At 35.2% G+C, this 21,985-nt stretch carries 22 protein-coding genes; 5 read left to right on the top strand and 17 right to left on the bottom strand.

What is annotated here, in order from left to right; genetic code table 11:
* The 11 genes from ABIQ27_RS05360 to gcvP all read right to left on the bottom strand — a co-directional run.
* Nucleotides 1–760, bottom strand: a 760-nt coding sequence (locus tag ABIQ27_RS05360; RefSeq protein WP_348032751.1) for an ATP-binding cassette domain-containing protein, incomplete at its 3' end; no start/stop codon positions are given.
* Complete coding sequence (locus ABIQ27_RS05355) at nt 760–1,506, bottom strand: ABC transporter permease (RefSeq protein WP_348032750.1); 747 nt, start codon at nt 1,504–1,506, stop codon at nt 760–762. The genes ABIQ27_RS05360 and ABIQ27_RS05355, both read right to left, overlap by 1 nt.
* Nucleotides 1,507–1,770: 264 nt before the next feature.
* Nucleotides 1,771–2,619: a glycosyltransferase family 2 protein gene (locus ABIQ27_RS05350; protein ID WP_348032749.1), complete on the bottom strand. Its 849-nt coding sequence runs from the start codon at nt 2,617–2,619 to the stop codon at nt 1,771–1,773.
* A 17-nt stretch (nt 2,620–2,636) separates the two neighbouring features.
* The gene (locus ABIQ27_RS05345) at nt 2,637–3,167 is read right to left on the bottom strand and encodes a methyltransferase (protein WP_348032748.1); all 531 of its coding nucleotides are present in this window, start codon (nt 3,165–3,167) and stop codon (nt 2,637–2,639) included.
* 67 nt (nt 3,168–3,234) lie between these two features.
* On the bottom strand, nt 3,235–4,293 hold the full coding sequence (locus tag ABIQ27_RS05340) for a ketoacyl-ACP synthase III (protein ID WP_348032747.1): 1,059 nt from the start codon (nt 4,291–4,293) through the stop codon (nt 3,235–3,237).
* A gap of 116 nt (nt 4,294–4,409) precedes the next feature.
* Nucleotides 4,410–4,796, bottom strand: a complete 387-nt coding sequence (locus ABIQ27_RS05335) for a group III truncated hemoglobin (RefSeq protein ID WP_348032746.1) — start codon at nt 4,794–4,796, stop codon at nt 4,410–4,412.
* A 1-nt stretch (nt 4,797) separates the two neighbouring features.
* Complete coding sequence (locus ABIQ27_RS05330; RefSeq protein WP_348032745.1) at nt 4,798–6,342, bottom strand: glycosyltransferase family 39 protein; 1,545 nt, start codon at nt 6,340–6,342, stop codon at nt 4,798–4,800.
* Nucleotides 6,343–6,416: 74 nt separating this feature from the next.
* Nucleotides 6,417–7,202 carry an SseB family protein gene (locus ABIQ27_RS05325; protein ID WP_348032744.1) on the bottom strand — a complete coding sequence of 262 codons (786 nt, stop codon included), beginning with the start codon at nt 7,200–7,202 and terminating at the stop codon, nt 6,417–6,419.
* A gap of 94 nt (nt 7,203–7,296) precedes the next feature.
* Nucleotides 7,297–7,896, bottom strand: a complete 600-nt coding sequence (locus ABIQ27_RS05320) for a hypothetical protein (protein ID WP_348032743.1) — start codon at nt 7,894–7,896, stop codon at nt 7,297–7,299.
* 71 nt (nt 7,897–7,967) lie between these two features.
* Entirely contained in the window at nt 7,968–8,885 is a 918-nt protein-coding gene (gene lepB / locus ABIQ27_RS05315; RefSeq protein ID WP_348032742.1) for a signal peptidase I, read from the bottom strand.
* A gap of 136 nt (nt 8,886–9,021) precedes the next feature.
* Nucleotides 9,022–11,865, bottom strand: coding sequence for an aminomethyl-transferring glycine dehydrogenase (gcvP, locus tag ABIQ27_RS05310; RefSeq protein WP_348032741.1), 2,844 nt, complete (start codon nt 11,863–11,865; stop codon nt 9,022–9,024).
* A 177-nt stretch (nt 11,866–12,042) separates the two neighbouring features.
* Here gcvP and ABIQ27_RS05305 point away from each other — a divergent pair, with 177 nt between their 5' ends.
* Complete coding sequence (locus ABIQ27_RS05305) at nt 12,043–12,858, top strand: hypothetical protein (protein ID WP_348032740.1); 816 nt, start codon at nt 12,043–12,045, stop codon at nt 12,856–12,858.
* On the opposite strand, the gene ABIQ27_RS05300 is transcribed toward ABIQ27_RS05305, so the two are convergent.
* From ABIQ27_RS05300 to ABIQ27_RS05275, 6 genes are all read right to left on the bottom strand, one after another.
* Nucleotides 12,855–13,235 (bottom strand): hypothetical protein, encoded by a 381-nt coding sequence (locus ABIQ27_RS05300; RefSeq protein ID WP_348032739.1) that lies wholly within the window; start codon nt 13,233–13,235, stop codon nt 12,855–12,857. The two genes, ABIQ27_RS05305 and ABIQ27_RS05300, sit on opposite strands and share 4 nt — an antisense overlap.
* 17 nt (nt 13,236–13,252) lie before the next feature.
* A complete protein-coding gene (locus ABIQ27_RS05295; protein WP_348032738.1) occupies nt 13,253–13,711 on the bottom strand; it encodes an SRPBCC family protein in 459 nt (152 codons plus the stop codon).
* A 4-nt stretch (nt 13,712–13,715) separates the two neighbouring features.
* Nucleotides 13,716–15,758 carry a M3 family metallopeptidase gene (locus tag ABIQ27_RS05290; protein WP_348032736.1) on the bottom strand — a complete coding sequence of 681 codons (2,043 nt, stop codon included), beginning with the start codon at nt 15,756–15,758 and terminating at the stop codon, nt 13,716–13,718.
* A gap of 96 nt (nt 15,759–15,854) precedes the next feature.
* Complete coding sequence (gene purE, locus ABIQ27_RS05285; protein WP_348032734.1) at nt 15,855–16,340, bottom strand: 5-(carboxyamino)imidazole ribonucleotide mutase; 486 nt, start codon at nt 16,338–16,340, stop codon at nt 15,855–15,857.
* A 79-nt stretch (nt 16,341–16,419) separates the two neighbouring features.
* Nucleotides 16,420–17,571 carry a 5-(carboxyamino)imidazole ribonucleotide synthase gene (locus ABIQ27_RS05280; RefSeq protein ID WP_348032752.1) on the bottom strand — a complete coding sequence of 384 codons (1,152 nt, stop codon included), beginning with the start codon at nt 17,569–17,571 and terminating at the stop codon, nt 16,420–16,422.
* A 72-nt stretch (nt 17,572–17,643) separates the two neighbouring features.
* Nucleotides 17,644–18,174 carry a hypothetical protein gene (locus ABIQ27_RS05275; RefSeq protein WP_348032732.1) on the bottom strand — a complete coding sequence of 177 codons (531 nt, stop codon included), beginning with the start codon at nt 18,172–18,174 and terminating at the stop codon, nt 17,644–17,646.
* 111 nt (nt 18,175–18,285) lie between these two features.
* On the opposite strand from ABIQ27_RS05275, the gene hpt reads away from it, so the two are divergent.
* From hpt to obgE, 4 genes are all read left to right on the top strand, one after another.
* Nucleotides 18,286–18,816: a hypoxanthine phosphoribosyltransferase gene (hpt, locus tag ABIQ27_RS05270; protein WP_348032730.1), complete on the top strand. Its 531-nt coding sequence runs from the start codon at nt 18,286–18,288 to the stop codon at nt 18,814–18,816.
* Nucleotides 18,817–18,904: 88 nt separating this feature from the next.
* Nucleotides 18,905–19,477 (top strand): adenylate kinase, encoded by a 573-nt coding sequence (locus tag ABIQ27_RS05265; protein WP_348032728.1) that lies wholly within the window; start codon nt 18,905–18,907, stop codon nt 19,475–19,477.
* 58 nt (nt 19,478–19,535) lie between these two features.
* Nucleotides 19,536–20,810, top strand: coding sequence for a hemolysin family protein (locus ABIQ27_RS05260; RefSeq protein ID WP_348032726.1), 1,275 nt, complete (start codon nt 19,536–19,538; stop codon nt 20,808–20,810).
* Nucleotides 20,811–20,895: 85 nt separating this feature from the next.
* Nucleotides 20,896–21,930, top strand: a complete 1,035-nt coding sequence (gene obgE, locus ABIQ27_RS05255; protein ID WP_348032724.1) for a GTPase ObgE — start codon at nt 20,896–20,898, stop codon at nt 21,928–21,930.
* Nucleotides 21,931–21,985: the final 55 nt, after the last annotated feature.

Below are 21,985 nucleotides of genomic sequence, written 5' to 3'. Positions count from 1 at the left end.
CTCCTTTATTTTGTGCTTTTCTGATTTTTTTGAAAAGATTGGAAGAATACACAAAATCAGTTATCGCTTCGTTATCCGTTTTGAAAATATCTTTTTTTGTTCCTTCCCAAGCTAAAATACCTTGTTTTAGGAAGATTATTTTTTCGCCAATTTCCATCACAGAGTTCATATCGTGCGTATTGATTACAGTAGTAATATTGTACTCAACAGTGATTTCATGAATCAGGTTGTCAATAATTATAGCAGTTTTTGGATCAAGGCCAGAATTCGGTTCGTCACAAAAAAGGTACTTCGGGTTGTTTACAATCGCACGAGCAATCGCTACACGTTTCTGCATTCCACCTGAAAGTTCCGAAGGTTTTTTATGATGCGCTTGTGTCAAATCAACTCTTTTAATTACAAAATCGACACGCTCTTTAATTTCGGCAGCGGTTTTGTTAGTAAACATTCTTAAAGGGAAACCAACATTTTCTTCAACAGTCATGCTGTCAAAAAGTGCACTTCCCTGAAAAACCATCCCGATTTCTGTTCGTAAATTTCTTTTTTCATCATCTGTAAGTTCGCTATAAATTCTGCCGTCAAAAGCAATAGTTCCCTTATCGGGAGTATGAATCCCAAGTAAACTTTTAAGCAACACCGTTTTTCCGGAACCACTTTGCCCGATGATAAGATTGGTTTTTCCGGTTTCAAAAGTGGTTGTAATCCCTTTTAAAACTTTGGCGTCGCCAAAAGATTTTTCAACATTTTTTACTTCTATCATTAGGTTAAAAGTAATTGCGTTAATATATAATTTGTCAGGATTATCAGAACAGATGTCCAAACAAACGAAACTGTACTTGCCTTACCAACTTCCAAAGCACCGCCTTTCATATAATAACCGTGAAATGATGGAATTGTAGCCAAAAGTAAAGCGAAAATAAATGTTTTGATAAAAGCATAAGCAATATGAAACGGAATAAACTCCATTTGAAGACCACTTACAAAGTCAGTACTGTTTCCAAAACCGCCATAAACACTGGCGATAAAACCTCCGGCAATCCCTAAAAACATCGCAATTCCAATCACAAAAGGATAAAGTAGCAACGCGATTAATTTGGGAAAAACCAAATAATTCAATGAGTTTACACCCATAACTTCAAGCGCATCAATTTGCTCGGTAACCCGCATCGTTCCAATACTTGACGTAATAAACGAGCCCATTTTCCCGGCCATGATTATAGAGATAAAAGTTGGTGCAAATTCCAGGATTATAGACTGTCTGGTTGCAAAACCAATAAGGTATTTTGGAATTAATGGGTTGGTCAAATTCAATGCCGTCTGAATCGCTACAACACCGCCAACGAAAAAAGAAATGAATGCTACGATTCCGAGTGAGCCAATAATCAAATCATCAATTTCTTTGAAGATTAATGTCCGCATTACTGACCATTTTGTGGGCTTTCTGAATATTTCAGCAAGCATCAAAAAATATCTTCCGATTTGCGATAAATAACGGACTAGCATCATAGGTTTAAAATAATGTCAAAAATAACTATAAGTTATGAGTTATGAGTTATGAGTTGTGAGTTTTTTTGGGCGTTTCCCTTTCACTGAAACTAGTTCAGCGTAAAGGGTCAGGCTATCCGCTGCAATCTTTTGTTCGGCTGTCGTTGCTTTCCGAAAGTTTATTTACAGTCACAAAAGGATTTTCACTTCTATCCCTAACGCAGTTAATTTATACCTGACTGCCACTGGCAGTCCTCCTCTTAATATCAAATCTAACGCAACTAACTAAAACAGCTTTTCTTTCATCTTTTTCCAACGATAGTTTCGGATGAATTTGGCTTGTTCGTCTGTTACCAGAAGTGATTTTTTTGCTGATTTTGCTTTCCAAAAGCCATTTATATAATCAAGGAATAATAATGGTTTTCCTTTTCGCATCGCTAATTTTAAGGATGCAATTGACGTAATGAAAAATCCATAGCCCAAACTGTAGAAAGCTTCACCTTGTTTGTAACGCGCGGTTTTATTATAATTAGCGCCAGTTGGCTTTAGGTGTTTTACTTTCAAAGTTTCATCGGTGACAACCTTCCAATCATAAAATTTGCAAAGCAATTCATCAACGGTGTCCCAACCCATAGCTGGTTTTAATCCGCCAATTTGTTTAAAGCATTCTTTTCTGTAGGCTTTGAATGCACCACGAATATGATCTTTATCGGTCAGGTTTTCCAAAATCCAATCACCATTTTTCTCGATATAGGCAAAGCCGCCTGCCATTCCGATTTTAGTGTCGGATTCAAAATGTTTGATAATGGTTTCAAAATAATTGTTTGGAAAAATCAAATCTGCATCTGCTTTTACCATGAAATCGTAATTTTCATCCAAAGTTCCCAAACCTTTCTGAAACGCCTGAATTACTTTGCTTCCGGGTAAATGAACCGCCTCTGAAGTTTTATTGACTAATGAAATAAATGGATAATCTTTGGCGAAAGTCAAAACAATTTCAGCAGTTTTATCGGTCGAATTGTCATTGACCACAACTATTTTCTTAGGCAAAACCGTTTGTTCCACCAACGATTGTAACGTTAGAGTAACAAATTTTTCTTCGTTATAAGTCGGTATGACAATATAGTAGTTCATTGACTAATCACTATTTACTAATTAATAGTCACTCTTTCGGCATAAACCATATAATAACGCGGCGTAAAATTTCGCAATAATGGACGGAAACCAAGTTTTTTAACCGGATGTGTAAACTTTTGACGGTCGATTATCTTCCAGCCTGTTTTTTCTAACAGCCAATCCAATTGCCAATCTTCAAATTCGTGGTAATGCCTGTCCCATTTATCTGTTTTGCTTCTGTAAGCAGGAGAAAACCATAATCGCAACGGAATTGAAATCAATAATTTGTCACACTTTACGTTTTCTAAAATGGTATATGGATTTAATAAATGTTCAAAAATTTCAAAACCGGTAAAGACTTTATAGGTTTCATTTTGTAACGCTGATTGATCGTTGTCTAAATCTTCACCTTTCGTATTGATAACGGTATAGCCATTATCTTCCATGATTTTTGAAAACGGATTTGAAACACCAAGATCAAAAATGGTTTCTGAAGTTTTAACGTGTTTTTTTAGAAATGCTAAAGTTAAAGTAAAGCGTTTGCTTGGATATGTCTTCTCGTACATGGAAATGGAAATTAAGTTGCAAATTTACTTTTTTCTTCCAACATCCAAGTTCTGACATCCAACTTTTCTACATTTTATAAACGATAGCATTGACATTCATTCCGGCGCCAACCGAAGCAAAAAGAATCACATCGCCTTTGTTCAGACTCTGATTTTCAATTTCACCTTTAACAAGTGAATCGTATAAAGTTGGTATGGTTGCCACGCTTGAATTCCCCAATTTGTGAATGCTCATTGGCATAATTCCGTCGGGCATTGTTTGGTTGTGTAATTTATAAAAACGTTGAACTATAGCTTCATCCATTTTCTCATTGGCCTGATGAATCAGGATTTTTTTCACCTGACCGATATCCACACCGCTATTATCGAGACATTCCTTCATGGCTTTTGGAACATTGCTCAAAGCGAATTCATATATCTTTCTTCCGTGCATTTTGATGTAACGGATATCTGGATCATATTCCTTATTAAATGAATTTCCGAAATAAAGATAATAAGCTTCGTCATAAGTAAAACTAGCTGTTTCATGGGCCAAAATTCCGCCTTCTTCATCAGTAGCTTCAATGATAGTTGCGCCAGCACCATCAGAATATATCATAGAATCCCTATCATGCAAATCGACCACACGGGAAAGGGTTTCTGCTCCAATCACCAAACATTTTTTTGCCATTCCGGCTTTTATAAAAGCTTGTGCCTGAATAACACCTTCAAGCCAACCCGGACATCCAAAAAGCATATCATAGGCTACGCATTTTGGGTTTTTTATACGCAAATCGTATTTGACTCTGGTAGCCAAACTTGGAACTAAATCAGTTTGTATGGCTCCTTTTTTTACGTTGCCAAAGTTGTGTGCAAAGATGATATAATCTAAAGTTTCAGGGTCAATTTTTGAATCTTCAATCGCTCTTTTTGCGGCAATATAAGCTATGTCGGAAGTTAATAAATCATCAGTAACATAACGACGTTCCTGTATGCCGGTTATTTCCAGGAATTTTTCTGCAACAATATCATTCGGATGAGGAAAAGGAGTTCCATCATCGTTCAGAAAAACATGTTCAGCAAAATCTTTATTGGATACTATTTCAGTTGGAATATAACTTCCGGAACCGGTTATTTTTATGTTCATTATTTTAAATCTTTCATTGCGAAATTAAAAATAAAAGCCATTAAATGTTAGTTAAATGTAAAGAAACAGAAATGAATTATGAATATTTTCGATATCCATTAATTTAATTATCAAAATCACATTTTTTTGCCTTTTTCTTGCGCTATTTTTATCTGCATAATCGTAGCAATGCTCAAAGCCTGTGTTTTTATCTGTTCGGCTTTTTGTCCTTTGAAGTTTTCATCGACAGTTGTATAAAAATGGTTGAGCCAAATTTTAAATAATTCAGGAGTAAGGTGCTCTTTAGCATTTATGTCTAAATGGATTTGAGTCAGATTTTTGGTATAGCCTCCAGTTCCAAGAATAGCTTGTGACCAAAACGTAACCAAAATAGGTAAATGTTCCAGTATTTTTATCTTAACAACATCTGTAAAGATGTAACTTATGGAATCATCCGAAAGCAATTTTTTGTAAAATTCATCAACAAGTAAGTATAAATCCTCTTGGTTTTGAATGTCTTTCATGTTATTTGAATTTAAAAATTTCACTAACCGTATTATTCCCCACTAAAAATGAATAGAATTTAAAATCAGCATATTCGCTATAATCCTGAGGATGCCATCTGTAGTTAGTGATGAAATAGGTGGCATTTTCTCTTGGAACGATTTTAATTCTTTTTCGTTCACTTGGCGGCAATATATGCAGATTATAAATTCCCGGATCATTTTCCACAGCAATATCAATTGAAGTACTCGAGTCAACTTTTAATATATATTCCAGGGATTGTTTATACGAAACGCCCCAATAATCCATTTCATAATTTTTGCGCAGGTATTCGGGAGAGCTAAATGAAAAAGCTTCATTAAAATAAACACCCTGTAAAGGGAAATTCCGAATCATATAAATTGAAGTGAACATAAATGTAATAATTAAGAAACCCAGAGATACTATGAATGTTTTGTTGTTCTTCCTAAACAAATGAGAAAGGCCATAGATAGCCAGTAATATAAATGATGGATAAATGAAATACATCTGCCTCCATCCGTCATACAACACAGAGTGAAATAAGATAACAGCCACTAACGGTGCAACAAAGAAACCCAAAAAAATTAGATTGGTTCTTTGTATGGAATTTTCTAAAAAAGCACTTGGAGTTTTGAAAAAATGAAACAGCAGCAATAAAAATCCAAAAGTTCCCAAAACAAGATACACAATTGGAGTTGTTATAGTGAACCATGTTGGGATATAGTTCCAGCTAAGGTCAGTTGCTTTTATTAATTCACCATTAAATAACACGGAAGATTCCCATCTAAAATTTGACATATTTTCAAATGCATAGGCAAAATTATTTAGCGGATTATTCCATAAAAATGGCCATGATATATAAAGCGTGAGAAAAGTAGTAATGACAAAAACTATGAGTAATTTTAATTGTTTTTGTTTTTCCTGCGCCTTAAATATATCTAAAATTAATATCAGAAGAGCTGCTAAGACAATCAGTATTCCCATAATTCTTATGTTGATTAAGAGTCCGGCACATAGTCCCAATTTTATAAAGCTAAGCAGCGTTTTTTTATCAAATGCTTTTACAAAATAGTAAAAACAAATAATGAACATCGACAAAAAAGGAATGTCCTTAGTATTGAAAAATGAATGCGCGTAGATAGCGGGATTAAGTATCAGCAGAAAAAAACCAACAGTCGCCAAAAGCTTGTTTTTGTACAGATAGTCAATAAGCAGGAAAAGGTAAAAACAGCTTAACAGAAAAAACAAATGAGTAACTAAATGCCGCATTAAGTATATAGACCGACTGTCTGTTAAGTTAAATGTTTTTTCAAGTACAACGAGTGGAATCTCAAAGGCAACACCATAATCTCTATCCTTCCATGTCAAAAGCCTGTTGTCATCAGAAAAAGCATAAGTAGCGCTAATTACGCCGTTTGTTCTTGACACAGATTCATCCCAACTTATGCCATAGCTGTCAAACGTCAGCAACCCAATAAGAAGCATAATTAGGAATAAGAAAAAACCAAGATGTTGGTGTAGGAAGGATAAATAGTTTTTTTTCATTTTATGTTTTTACAGACCATTGCCACCATAAGCGGAACGACTGTCGAAAGAAACCGCTGTTTGTAGTTCACTTTTTATTTTTTGAATATAAAAGAGTTTTCAACGTTTTTGATTGTCTTATGCCAACCTTCATCTTCTATAAAAAATAAGTCAAGAAGTTGGTCAATTTTTTCACCTTCCAATGCCGTTTGAACTGCATTAATTGTAGCAGTTTTTGCATTTTCAGAGTTCGTAGAAAGTTTAAATCCTAAAACGATACTAAATTCATTGTTTTTTGTCTGTCCATATTGATACACTTCATCTATGGTGTCAATCGTTTTGACTTGCTCAATTAATTTTTGAATTATTCTATCTTCCAATGGCGTGTTTGGCGTTCCTACCTGTACAGTCGTATCTTTTTCAATTATTTCTTTTTTTATGTTTTCCTGATTTCTCTCTAAAACAAACATTGTTGGCAAATCGCTATTAATTACAATCCGGTCTACTAAATTTTCTTCGCAAAGTTTTAAAACGTCCTGTGAAGAAAGACCTGTATATTGTGTCGGTTTTTTTGCCCATTCTAAAAGTGCATTTTCGTCTGTAAATACTCCCAAAACTTTTAATCCATCCAGGTTAAAAATACAAGTCAGTTTTAAAGTTCTATCTTTTTGCAGTGTTATCCACGTGTCTGAATTCTGATTGTCATTGTCAGAAGGTAAAAGCAAAAATGAATTTCCGTCCATAAGTTCTGAAATTACATTTTTATAGCTATCACCTTTACCATTTTGCTCTTGATTAATGTCCAGGAGTTTCAATAGTCTTGAATTTTCAGGATTTGTTGTTTTGGATTTATTTCCAAAAAGTTTGTCAAATAATTTCATTTTCTGTGCTTTTCTTTTGGGTTTCTATAAGGTAATGCTAAAGTTACGAGGCTTGGTGAGCTATTGGATTAAACTGCTGTTGTGTGCGCTGGTTTTAGTTTGGTATAACTTCCCAAAGTTCTAAAAGCTTTACAAATTTTTCTAAAACAGGCCTATTAATATTTTCATTTTTACATTTATTCTGATAATAATATTCAGGTGCATAAAAAGAATATAGATTTTGTTTATTATTCTGAATATATGAAATTGAATATCCTGGCGCATCATCCATACAAGGCGGTTGAATTGTTTTTGTTTTTTTGGGTTTGAAGAAATCCTTTTGAGAAAAATTAATAAACTCTAAATTAGCTTTTGAATTAAGAATACTTAAAAACTTCAATTTTGATTCTTTATCAATGTCTATTTTTTTCGATGTCCTTTTTAGATTTTTATTTTTTAAATATTGTTTAGGTATTTCTTCTTTAAATACTGTTACCTCCTGATTATTAGTAAATATGTAATGTGTATAATAGTCATAACCTGACATGCCGCCGCCTTGAATCAAAGTCACACATATTTCATCTTTCTTTAATTCTAAAGGTGATTTTATCACATATTTAGTATTGATTGGATTTGTGAGTTTTAAAATAGGAAGTCTTTGACCGATGACTAAATTGGATACGAAAACTATAAAAATGAGAATTGTCTTTTTCATTGCTTTTTTGTTATATAGTTTGTTGTTAAAATTTGCGCACAATGTTCAGCGGCTGGTGTTATAGTATGTTTTTATTTATTAATAAAAGAGATATTAATTCTTTCATTAGTTTTTCCCCAATACCCGAAGACTGCTTTTCCAATAATTTCATCTTTATTTATAACTCCGATATATCTGGAATCCATAGAATTATCCCGATTATCGCCAATTAAAAAATAACTTTTTTTTGGAATAGTTATTTCAGGCAAATTTTTTTTGTTGTCTTCAAATGGTTTTTTAAAAGTGTATATTTTATGCTTATGGCCATTTGGAAGTTCTTCTTCATATTCATTAACATTAAATTCTTGACTTTTTGCTTCCTTAATAAATAAAGTTTTGCATTTTTTGCCATTTATAATTAAAAAATTATTTTGAATTTCAAATTTGTCATTTGGCAATCCAACTATTCTATAAACCCAGGGATTTAGACTATCTTTTTTTTGAAAAATTACAATATCTCCATAATTTGGTTTAGTGTTATCGAAAGCATTTAAATCAGCAATAATTCTATCTCCAATTTTCAAAGTAGGTTCGCTTGAAGTTGAAGAAATTTTGTAACTTTTAACTCCTACAATCGAATTTGTATCATAAAACCATACTATTGTGCTAATTCCGATAACAATACTAAGATGATAGTACCAAGTATTATAAGACTTTGGCTTATAGTTTTTTAATTTTTTCGCATTTTTTACAGCGTCATAAATCAAATAAATTCTAAAAGAAAAGTCAACAATTATAATTGCAATAAAACCTTCAAAAAAAACACCAAATCTTATTAAACCAAAAATAAATGGAACTATTAGTATAATTAAAAAAAATAATATTCCTTTTTTAATTTGTCCATTATAAATTTGCCCAAATCCGGGTACAAATAAAGCAGACAAAAAAGCTAATATTGGATTTCTTGACTTATTTTTTTCGGTATTGGTTTCAGTACTTTTCTTATCCATTTTTTATTTTGAAATTGTATATAACAACTACAAAGTCGCGTTGTATCTTTCAAATGTAAGTAATTATTGTAAAACAAAAAATCCCAAACACTATTGCATTTGGGATTTTTAATAAAAATTATATCGTACTTCGTAATTACATATACGCTTCAATCGGCGCACAAGAACAAATCAGGTTTCTATCGCCATAAGCATCATCAACACGACGAACGCTTGGCCAGAATTTATTTTCGTGAATATAATCCAACGGATAAGCTGCCTGTTCTCTGGTGTATGGCATATTCCAGTCGTTTGAAGTCAGCATCGCCAAAGTGTGTGGTGAATTTTTCAAAACATTGTTCACATCGTCAGCATTCGCAGCATCAATTTCCTTTCTAATCGAAATCATCGCATCACAAAAACGATCCAATTCAGCCAAATCTTCCGATTCAGTTGGCTCAACCATTAAAGTTCCGGCAACCGGGAAAGAAACCGTAGGCGCATGGAAACCATAATCCATCAAACGTTTCGCGATATCAGTAACTTCGATTCCGTTTTGTTTGAACGAACGACAATCCAAAATCATTTCATGTGCTGCGCGTCCCATTTCTCCTGAATATAAAACAGGATAATGTTCTTCTAAACGGGCTTTCATATAATTGGCATTCAGAATGGCATGTTGCGTAGAGCTTTTCAAACCTTCAGCACCAAGCATTGTGATATAACCATAAGAAATCAAACAAACCAAAGCCGAACCATACGGCGCAGAAGAAATTGCGGTAATCGCTTGGTCGCCACCAACTTTAATAACAGGATTCGTTGGGAGGAAAGGAACTAATTTTTCATTGACACAAATTGGCCCAACTCCAGGTCCACCGCCACCATGTGGAATAGCGAAAGTTTTGTGTAAGTTCAGGTGGCAAACATCAGCACCAATCGTTGCCGGATTTGTCAGTCCAACCTGCGCATTCATGTTGGCGCCATCCATATAAACCAAACCACCATTGTCGTGAATGATTTTGGTGATTTCACAAATAGCACTTTCAAAAACTCCGTGTGTTGAAGGATAAGTTACCATCAAGCAAGATAAGTTGGCTGCGTTTTCAATCGCTCTTGCTCTTAAATCTTCCACATCAATGTTTCCATTTTCCATGGTTTTGGTTACGATAATGTGCATTCCTGCCATCGCTGCCGAAGCCGGATTTGTTCCGTGAGCCGAAGATGGAATCAAACACACATTTCTGTGATTGTCGCCACGTGATAAATGATACGCACGAATTGCCATTAAGCCTGCATATTCGCCTTGCGCTCCAGAGTTTGGTTGTAATGTTGTTCCTTGGAAACCGGTTATTACGTTCAATTGCTGCTCTAATTTTTTAAGCATTGTGATATAACCTTCTGCCTGCTCAATTGGTGCAAAAGGGTGAATGCTGTTCCAGTTTGCCATCGATAATGGTAGCATTTCGGCGGCTGCATTCAATTTCATTGTACAAGAACCTAACGAAATCATAGAATGATTTAACGATAAATCTTTGCGCTCTAATTTTTTGATATAACGCATCAACTGAGATTCAGAATGATGGTTGTTGAAAACATCATGCATTAAAAAAGCAGATTTTCTAATCAAATTATCAGGAATCATTTCCAAATTTTCAAATTGACTAATTTTCAAATTGGATTTTCCTGTTGCTTCCGCAAAAATTGCAATGATTTGGTTGATGTCGGCAATCGAAGTCGTTTCGTTTAATGAAATCGAAATCGTTTCAGCATCAGCGTAATAAAAGTTTACTTCGTTTTTCTCGGCAATCGCTTTTACTTTATTTGAATCAGCTTTTACTGAAATCGTATCAAAGAAAGCTGTATTCGTTTGGTAAACGCCTAATTTATTCAAAGCATCAGCCAAAGTCACTGCCGAAGCATGAACTTTATCAGCAATGTATTTCAGGCCTTTTGGACCGTGATAAACTGCATACATTCCGGCCATAACAGCAAGTAAAACCTGCGCCGTACAAATATTTGAAGTTGCTTTTTCACGTTTGATATGCTGCTCGCGAGTACCCAAAGCCATACGCAAGGCGCGGTTTCCATTAACATCGATAGAAACGCCAATAATTCTACCCGGCATCGAACGTTTGTATTCTTCTTTTGTAGCAAAGAAAGCTGCGTGTGGTCCGCCATAACCCATCGGAATTCCGAAACGTTGCGTAGTTCCTACAACAACCGCAGCACCCATTTCGCCTGGTGAGGTTAATTTGGCTAATGATAAAATATCTGCTGCAAAAGCAACTTTAATTTCGCTGGATTTTGCTTTGGCAATAAAACCGGTATAATCACTTACCTGACCATATTTCCCGGGATATTGTAGAATTGCTCCGAAAAAGTCAGTTGAGAAATCAAAAGTTTCATGATTCCCAACAACTAATTCAATATTCAGAGGAGTAGAACGCGTTTGTAAAATGGATAATGTCTGAGGTAAAATTTCTTCAGAAACGAAGAATTTATTGGTGTTGTTTTTCTTTTGATCTCGTGAACGAACATCGAATAATAGTGCCATAGCTTCAGCTGCTGCTGTTCCTTCATCTAACAAAGAAGCGTTGGCAATTTCCATTCCGGTCAACTCGATAACCGTCGTTTGGAAATTCAAGATCGCTTCTAATCTACCTTGCGCAATCTCCGCTTGATAAGGCGTATAAGCTGTATACCAACCCGGATTTTCAAAAATATTTCTCTGAATTACAGCCGGAATAATTGTTGGGTGATAACCCAAACCGATATACGATTTGAATACTTTATTTTTTTTGCCTAATTCCTGAATGTGTGTCAAATACTCATATTCGGTCATTGGAGCATCCAGATTCAGGTCGTTTTTCAAACGAATGTCATCCGGAATAGTTTCGTAAATCAGTTGGTCAAAGTTTTCAACTCCTATGGTTTTGAACATGTGGTTTAGGTCGTTCTCACGTGGACCTATGTGGCGTAATGCAAATGCGTCTGTTCTCATTAAATTGTAAGTGCTAAAGTGTGTTTAGTTGTGCTTGTGCCGATGAAAATTGGTATTGTTTTTTAACGCCAACAAAAGTAATTATTAAAGTCTAATTTTTAGGTTAAAAGGATTGTAATTTTCATGAATTTTTCAACTAAAAGTATGGTTTATTAACAGATTGATTAAATTTGTTTAATGACCTTTTTAAAGCGACTTCTCGATTTTTACATTAACAGCAGCATTCACGTGTCGCTGGCTGTTTATGCTTTAGTCAGAATGACTGGCTATTTGTTCAGTATTGATGCCATAGAAGCGCCTGCAATGTTTGCTTTTTTTGGTACCATTGTCGGTTATAATTTTGTGAAATACGACGCTTTGGCCCGAAGGCATAAATTACAAATACGAACCGAATTAAAACTGATTGCGGCTTTGAGTTTTCTTTCTTTTCTGGCGACAGGATATTTCTTTTTCCAATTGGAGCATCGTACAAAAATCATTGCATTAACTTTCCTGATATTAACAATGCTGTATACATTGCCGTTTTTTCCAAACCGGAAAAATGCACGGAATTGGGCTGGTGTAAAGATTTATATTGTTGCACTTTGCTGGGTTGGAGTAACCTTGTTTTTACCAGTCATTAATGCCGGAATTCCCATTGGAAGTGAAGTTTTGCTTGTCGCAGTTCAGCGTTTTATTTTAATTTTTGTACTGATTTTGATTTTTGAAATCATCGATTTGCAGGTTGATGATCCCAATTTGAAAACAGTGCCACAGCAAATAGGAGTAGAAAAAACCAAAATTGTCGGAAGTATTTTGTTGTTTGTTTTTATGCTACTGGGATTCTTTCAAATTGAATTCAACTTTGCTATTTTATTCTCAAGATTAGCTTTAGTGCTTCTGGCATTTCTTTTTTTGATGTTTGCCGACGAACGAAAATCAAAATATTACAGTTCTTTTTGGGTGGAAAGCATCCCTGTTTTTTGGTTGATTTTACTTTTGGTTTTCAGCTAAATTTTTCTGAAGTTTAGTTTAAATAGCAGTCCTGCTATTATTGATGAAATCAAATATGGTAATGTAATGTCCTGCATCATACTCCCATCCATTATTAATGTTGTAGCAATTACTCCTAATACTGAAAATAAAATCAAAATAGCTTTCGCATAGTTAGGGTTGGCATCTTTTCTTGCTAAATAATAATATATACACCCATATAAGATGTACGTTGGAATTGAAAAAAGCAAACCGAAAAGTAGGAACAAAGGATAAGCTTCAAAAAAACTAAAAACTAAATGAGAGATATGACTAGAAAAGGGTGTTGTAATTTGAAAAATTATTGGCCCAATTAATAATGTTCCAAACCAATGTTTAAATAAATAAGACCAATTCATTTTATGATTTTGTAATTTCAATTATTAATCCTTTCAGCTAAATTTTTTACGAATACATTTCTTTCCTGAATGAAAGAGGTTAAGTAATTTCTCAAAATTAATTTATCGAATAGTTTTCCAAAAACTCCAAAGGGCGTCTCATATTGGATTTCATCTTTCATGATGGTAATGCCATTTTCTTCTGTAAAAGTATGTTGGTGTTTAAAGTTTTTAAAACGACCTTCGAGCATCTCATCCACAAAATAATTTGGAAATTCCATTACAGATATCAGGCTTTTATGTGTTTGATATATACCAAAATGTTTTCCACGCCACGTTACTGTTTCATTCAGATTTATTAATCCTGTAGTTATGCCATCAATTGCAGTCTCATTCGATTTTGTGGTAGATAATTTATGAATATCGATATTTCTGTTTAAATCAAAAACCTGATTTATCGGTGCGTTTATTTTTGTGGTAAGATTAATTGTTGCCATCTTTTTAAATCAATCCCGCTCGTTTCAGCAATGCTTCCGGTTTTGGTTCCTGGCCACGGAATCGTTTGTATAATTCCATTGGCAATTCGGTGCCGCCTTTTGACAAGACATTTTCTTTGAATTTTGTCGCGACTTCTTTATTGAAAATTCCTTTTTCCTGAAAATACGCAAACGCATCGGCATCCAAAACTTCAGCCCATTTGTAACTATAATATCCCGAAGAATAACCACCCTGAAAAATATGCGAAAACGAAACGCTCATGCAGTTTTCTTCCACATCAGGATATAAACTTGTGCCTTCAAAAGCTGCTTTTTCAAATGCTTTTACATCAGTAATTTGATTTGGATTGTTGCTGTGGAAAGCCATATCTAAAAGTCCAAAACTCAACTGACGCAAAGTTGCCATTCCTTCTAAAAAGCTTGCGCTTTCCTTTATTTTATTGACATATTCCTGCGGAATGATTTCTCCCGTTTGATAATGTTTGGCAAACAAAGCCAAAGCTTCCGGCTCGTAACACCAGTTTTCCATAACCTGGCTCGGCAATTCAACAAAGTCCCAATAAACTGATGTTCCCGATAAACTTGGATAAGTCGTATTGGCTAACATGCCATGTAAAGCATGTCCGAATTCATGAAACAAAGTCGTGACTTCGTTAAAGGTTAGGAGCGAAGGTTTGCTTGCTGTTGGTGGCGTAAAGTTACAAACTATAGAAACATGCGGTCTTTCGTTAATGCCATTGTTAATATATTGTGGTTTGAATGATGTCATCCAGGCACCATTTCGTTTTCCTTTTCTTGGAAAAAAATCGGCGTAAAAAATGGCAACTAACTCATTTTTGGATTCCCGACTACTCGGGAATGACACTTCGAAGGTTTGCACATCTTCGTGGTATTTATCAATATCGAAAACTTCTTTGAATGTGATTCCGAATAACTTTTCGGCCACTGTAAATGCTCCATTCAGAACATTTTCTAATTTGAAATAGGGTTTTAATTTTTCATCATCAAAATCAAATAAATTTTGTTTTAGTTTCTCTGAATAATAAGCGCCATCCCATTTTTCTAGTTGATCTATTCCATCCAATTCTTTGGCGAAAGCTGTTAATTGGGCAAATTCCTTTTCAGATGCAGGTTTGGCTTTTGCCAGTAAATCATTCAAAAACGATTTTACTTTTTCCGGCGTTTGTGCCATTCTTTCTTCCAGAACAAAATCAGAATGCGTTTTATAACCTAGTAAATTGGCACGTTCGAATCTGAGTTTGGCAATCTTCAACGTAATTTCTTCATTATTGAATTCGTTGTTTTGAAATGCTTTTTTACCGTTAGCAATTGCCAGTTCTTTTCGAAGTTCACGATTGTCAGCATAAGTCACAAACGGAATATAACTTGGATAATCCAAAGTGAAAATCCAGCCTTCTAAGTTTTTAGATTTTGCCAAAGATGCAGCGGCTTCTATTGTTCCTTCCGGCAAACCTTTTAAATCGTTTTCATTGGTTATATGCAACTGATAATTATTGGTTTCCGCCAAAACGTTTTCGCCGTAAGTCAGTTTTAGTTTGGCTAATTCCGTATCAATTTCACGCAAACGCGTTTTCTTTTCTTCTGGAAGTAAGGCTCCGTTTCGGGAAAAGCTTTTGAATTTTTTGTCTAATAAAGTGGCTTGTTCCGGAGATAAATTCAGTTTGTCTTTTTGTTCGTAAACTGCTTTTACACGTTTGAATAAATCTTCGTTCAGCGCAATGTCATTGCTAAAAGCTGTCAGTAACGGAGAAATATCCTGCGCGATTTTCTGCATTTCATCACTGGTTTCGGCCGAATTCATATTAAAGAAAATTGAAGATAACCGGTCTAAAGATTCACCCGAATAATCTAAAGCTTCGATTGTGTTCTCAAAAGTTGGCGCTTCAGGATTATTGGTAATCGTATCAACTTCAGCTCTTGCTTTAGCGATATTTTCTTCGAATGCTGGTTGGTAATCTTCTAATTTAATTTGGCTAAAAGGCGCCGTGTTGTGTTTGGTATTGAATGTTGATGTTAAGATTTTCATGTTGTTGTTTCACAGAGTTTCACAGAGAGTCTCAAAGTTTCACAGAGATTTCTTTGTGTATCTCATTTATATCTTTGTGTATCTCTGTGTAATTTTTTATTTTTTCATTTCATCCGATGATTTATTCACCGCATCTTTCAGGCTTTCTTTGTAAACAATAATTTTATCAAGTACGAGTTTATCATGGCTTCCAATGATTTGAGCGGCCAGAATTCCGGCATTTTTAGCGCCATTAAGAGCAACTGTCGCCACAGGAACACCGCCAGGCATTTGCAAAATTGACAAAACCGAATCCCAGCCATCGATAGAATTGCTCGATTTTACAGGAACACCAATAACAGGCAATGGCGACATAGAGGCGACCATTCCGGGTAAATGCGCGGCACCACCGGCTCCGGCAATGATTACCGAAATGCCACGAGTGTGTGCTTTTTTACTAAAATCGAATAGTTTTTCAGGCGTTCTGTGTGCTGAAACGATATCGACTTCGGTTTCGATGTCAAAACTTTTTAGGATGTCAATTGCTTCCTGCATTACCGGCAAGTCGCTTTGGCTTCCCATGATGATGGCTACTTTGCTCATATTTTTATTTTGAATTTTGAATTCTAAATTTTAAATTGCTTTTCATTCAAAATTTATAATTCATAATTTATAATAATTTTTAACTGATTACTCTAATCGTATTCTTTACTTCTTCTGCAATGCGTCTTGCTTCGTTCATATCTTCATTGACAATTGTAACGTGTCCCATTTTACGGAAAGGTCGTGTTTCACGTTTGCCATAAATGTGTGGCGTAACACCATCAATTGCCATTATTTTTTCGATGTTTTCATAAACTACATTTCCTGTATAACCTTCGGCACCGACCAAATTTACCATAATTCCGGCAACTTTGCTAGCGGTGTTTCCCAAAGGCAGATTCAAAATTGCACGCAAATGATTCTCAAATTGCGAGGTATAACTGGCTTCGATGCTGTAATGCCCTGAATTGTGTGGTCTTGGTGCGACTTCGTTTACCAATATTCCTTCGTCATGTGTCTGGAACATTTCTACCGCCAACAAACCAACATGGTTATAAGCTTGTGAAACTTTAAGGGCGATTTCATTTGCTTTTTTGGCAATATTGTAATCAATACGCGCTGGGCAAATTACATATTCCACCTGATTGGCTTCGGGATGGAATTCCATTTCAACAACCGGATAGGTTTTTACTTCACCAGATTCACTTCGGGCAACAATCACAGCCAATTCATTTTTGAACGGAACCATTTGCTCAGCAATGCATTCTACATTCGGCAGGTTTTCAGTATCTGAAATCGAACGAACTATTTTTACACCGTTTCCGTCGTAACCAAATTGGGCACATTTCCATACAAAAGGCATTTCAATCAAACCATTTTCAATCTCAGAACGCAGTTTGTTTAAATTATTGAAACGTTTAAAAGCGGCAGTTGGGATTTGATTTTCGACATAAAAATCTTTTTGAACACCTTTGTTCTGAATCAGTCGCAGCGTTTTTGGTGATGGAAAAACTTTTAATCCTTCGTTTTCCAGTTTATCCAAAGCATCAAGGTTGATGTTTTCAATTTCAATAGTTAGCAAATCGACTTTCTTACCAAAATCATAAACGGTATCAAAATCCATTAAATCGCCAATAAAAAAATGAGTGGCTCCAAATTGACAAGGCGCATCCATACTTGGGTCAAAAACATAGGTTTGGATATCGAATTTTCGGGTTTCGGCCAATAGCATTTTGCCTAATTGTCCGCCACCGAGAATTCCCAGTTTAAAATCGGAAGAAAAATAGTTCATTCGTATTGTTGTAGTTGTTGGCACAAAGATACAGATTTCAAATTCCAAAAATCAAATTTAAAATTCCAAAAATTAGCGATTTATTTTGCGTAAAACTTCTCTGGCGGCAGCTTTATATCCAGCCGATTGATTGGCAAAATCTTTATTGATGATAATCTGCAGTTCTTCTTTTATCCAATCCTGAGTTTTGGCAAAATGGCTCAAAGCATACATGGCAAACACTTTTGGCGCTATTTTGTCAACGCCTATTAATCGGTCTAAACTGGTTTCGATAAATTTTTCCTGCTGGTTTTCTGTCAGCGAAATTTTTTTAGAAGTACTTAAGAAAAGGATTGTCCGCGAGATGCCTCTGATGGCTGATTCGTGTTTATACTGCGCTGCAATACCGCAAATGGAATCGATAAAAGGAATCAATAATTCGGGATGTGTTTCGGCAAGCATTTCGATAATCCAAACTGCTTTGTAGTGATTTTTGTTGGTCAAATCGGTTGCAAATGCTGCTAAATCTTTTATGTATTCTGGATTTTGCAATACAAAATCGCGATTCCCATTTCGGGAATTGGTGCTTGCGCTGCTTTTGCTGATTCGGTTAAAAAAAGTCATATCCATTTTGTAAATATAAAAAATACATTTTATTTAACATTTTCACTTTTAAGGTCTAACTTCTAAGGTCTAAGTTCTTATCTTTGCACCTTATTTTAAAAATACAACCACATGATACACCTTCACGACAAAACTTTCGAGCCATTTATTTCTTCTGAAGAAATTGATTTTGCAATCAAGAATATGGCGAAACAAATGGATGATGATTTTTTTGATGAAGTTCCGGTTTTTGTTGGTGTTTTGAATGGCGCTTTTATGGTAATGAGCGATTTGATGAAACAATATCGTGGAATGTGTGAAGTAAGTTTTGTAAAAATGGCTTCGTATGAAGGAACTTCAACTACGAACGAAGTAAAACAGTTGATTGGTTTGAATCAGGATTTGGAAGGAAGAACCGTAGTTATCGTTGAAGATATTGTTGATACTGGAAATACAGTTGAAGAATTAAAAGCGATTTTCAAACAAAAGAAAGTAAAGCATTTAAAAATCGCAACCTTGTTTTTCAAACCGGAAGCTTATAAAAAAGATATCAAGATTGATTACGTTGGAATCAGGATTCCTAATAAATTCATTGTTGGTTATGGATTAGACTACGATGGATTAGGAAGGAATTTAGCCGACATTTATCAATTGGCACAATAAAAAAGAAAGCAGAAAGCAGATTTCAGAAGGCAGCATTATTTCTGAATAAACCTTTTAAACTCATAAACATAATAAACTTTTTTCAAAAATGATCAATATCGTTCTTTTCGGAAAACCAGGTGCAGGAAAAGGCACACAAGCTGAATTTTTAAAAGGAAAATACAATCTGACACATCTTTCAACGGGAGATATTTTTAGATATAATATTAAAAATAACACAGAATTAGGTCAACTGGCAAAAACCTTTATGGATAAAGGAGATTTAGTTCCGGATGAAGTTACCATTCAAATGTTGCAAAGTGAAGTGGATAGAAATCCACAATCTGCAGGGTTTTTATTTGATGGTTTTCCACGAACGTTAGCGCAGGCTGCAGCTTTGGATGCTTTTTTAGAATCAAAAAATCAAAGCATTACGGCAACTGTAGCTTTGGAAGCAGATGATAATATTTTAGTGCAACGTTTGTTGGAAAGAGGAAAAACTTCAGGAAGACCAGACGATCAGGACGAAGAAAAAATTAGAAACCGTTACGACGAATACAACCTAAAAACTGCTCCATTGATGCATTATTATAAAGATCAGGGTAAATTTCATTCGGTTGACGGAATCGGTTCTATTGAAGAAATAACACAACGATTAAGTAACGTAATCGACAACTTATAATTGAAATTTTTGGTTAAAGTTATATTCATAACTCATAACTTATAACTCATAACTCAAAATGGAAATACTCCTCATACTTTTTTTAATCCTGCTCAACGGCGTGTTCTCTATGTCGGAAATCGCATTGATTTCTGCGCGTAAAAACCGTTTGGAAACTGCAGCAAAAAAAGGAAACAGAAATGCCAAAGTTGCGCTGGACTTGGCTAATTCACCAAACAAATTTTTGTCAACCGTTCAAATCGGGATTACGCTTATTGGAATTCTGACGGGTATATTTTCCGGAGAAAAAATCACAACCGATGTACAGACTTTTGTGTCTGGTTTTGCTGTGCTTAAGCCTTACGCTGATTCAATTGGCGTTGGAATTGTAGTAGTGGTTCTGACTTTCTTTTCGTTAGTTTTGGGTGAATTGTTACCAAAAAGAATCGGATTGAATTATCCGGAAACGATTGCCAAAGCAGTTGCTGTTCCAATGAAAATGGTTTCTATTGCGACAGCACCGTTTATTTGGTTACTGACAATTTCGACTGAAGGGATTTTAAAAATCTTTAAAATCAGACCAACGGCTGACGGAAAAGTTACCGAAGAAGAAATCAAAGCCATCATCAAAGAAGGAACAGAAGGCGGTGAAGTTCAGGAAATAGAACAAGATATTGTGGAACGTGTTTTTCATATTGGTGACAGAAAAATCAATTCGCTGATGACGCACCGACAATCAATAGTTTATCTTTCACTTGAAGATACATTTGATGAACTTAAAGCAAAAGTTCTGGACGAGTTACATTCTGTTTATCCGGTTTGCAAAGAGAATATGGACGAGGTAGAAGGAATAGTATTGCTGAAAGATTTGTTTGCCAATTTTGAAAAAGGGAAATTCAGTCTTAAATCGATTACCAAAGATCCTGTATTTATGATTGAACATACTTCGGCCTATAAAGCGTTGGAGATTTTCAAAAAATCGAAAGTGCATTATGCTTTTGTTACCGATGAATACGGACTTTTTCAGGGAATAATTACACTGAATGATATCTTAGAAGCTTTGGTTGGCGATGCTTCCGATTTTGATGAAGATGAATACCAATTAATAGCCCGCGAAGATGGAACCTGGTTGGTTGACGGATTGTATTCGTTACACGATTTCCTGACTTATTTTGATATGGATGATTTGACCAATGATTATGAAGTCACAACCGTTAGTGGTTTAATCATGACCGAAATGGGGAAAATACCAACAACCGGTGAAAAGTTAGTTTGGAACAAATTAGAGCTTGAAATCATTGATATGGACGGAGTGAAGATTGATAAAGTGCTGGTTAAAGCGATTAAGGAATAAATTTAGTGGACAGTCGCAGTCACAGTTTGCAGTAATTGTAAGGGGTGAAAACTGAGACTGAAAACTGAGACTGAAAAAAGAAATTATGACAGAGGGAAATTTTGTAGATTACGTAAAAATATATGTTTCTTCCGGAAAAGGAGGAAAGGGTTCTTCGCATCTGCATAGAGAGAAATTTATTGAAAAAGGTGGCCCGGACGGTGGTGATGGTGGTCGTGGTGGACACGTAATTTTAAAAGGAAACAAAGGTCTTTGGACATTGTTTCACCTGAAGTTTGCACGACATGTCAAAGCTAGTCATGGTGGCGATGGAGGAAGTTCAAGAAGTACAGGTCACGATGGTGAAGATATTACGATTGAAGTGCCGTTAGGAACTGTAGTCCGCGATAAAGAAACAGACGAAATATTATTTGAAATAACCGAAAATGGCGAAGAAAGAATTCTGGCTAAAGGCGGAAAAGGTGGATTAGGGAACTGGAATTTCAGAAGTTCTACGAATCAAACGCCGCGTTATGCCCAACCTGGAATGCCGCCGGAAGAAGTGGATGTTATCTTGGAGTTGAAGGTTTTGGCAGATGTTGGTTTGGTAGGTTTTCCAAATGCAGGAAAATCAACTTTACTTTCAGTATTAACATCGGCTAAGCCAAAAATTGCCGATTATCCGTTTACGACTTTGAAACCCAATTTGGGAATCGTAGCGTACCGTGAGTTTAAGTCGTTTATTATGGCAGATATTCCCGGAATTATTGAAGGAGCAGCCGAAGGGAAAGGGTTAGGGCATTATTTCTTAAGACATATTGAACGAAACTCAACCTTATTATTTTTGGTTCCTGCCGATGCCGATGATATCAAAAAAGAATACGAAATCCTGTTGGATGAATTACGTCGTTACAATCCGGAAATGTTAGACAAGGATAAATTGTTAGTTGTTTCCAAATGTGATATGCTTGATGAAGAATTAAAAGCTGAACTAAAAACACAACTGAAAAAGGAAATCAAAGGCATTCCGTTTATGTTTATTTCTTCTGTTGCGCAGCAAGGTTTGACGGAACTAAAAGACAAACTTTGGGAAATGCTCAACGTTGATACCGAAGAACCTGAAAATAGTCATGGTTTATAAATATAAAATCCCATCTGAAAAGAAGGGATTTTTGTTTTCTTGAATATTGCGAATT

This window comes from Flavobacterium sp., assembly GCF_039916025.1.
Lineage (GTDB): Bacteria > Bacteroidota > Bacteroidia > Flavobacteriales > Flavobacteriaceae > Flavobacterium.
The sequence above is the reverse complement of the archived record's forward strand: the minus strand, read 5'-3'. Positions and strand labels throughout refer to the sequence as shown.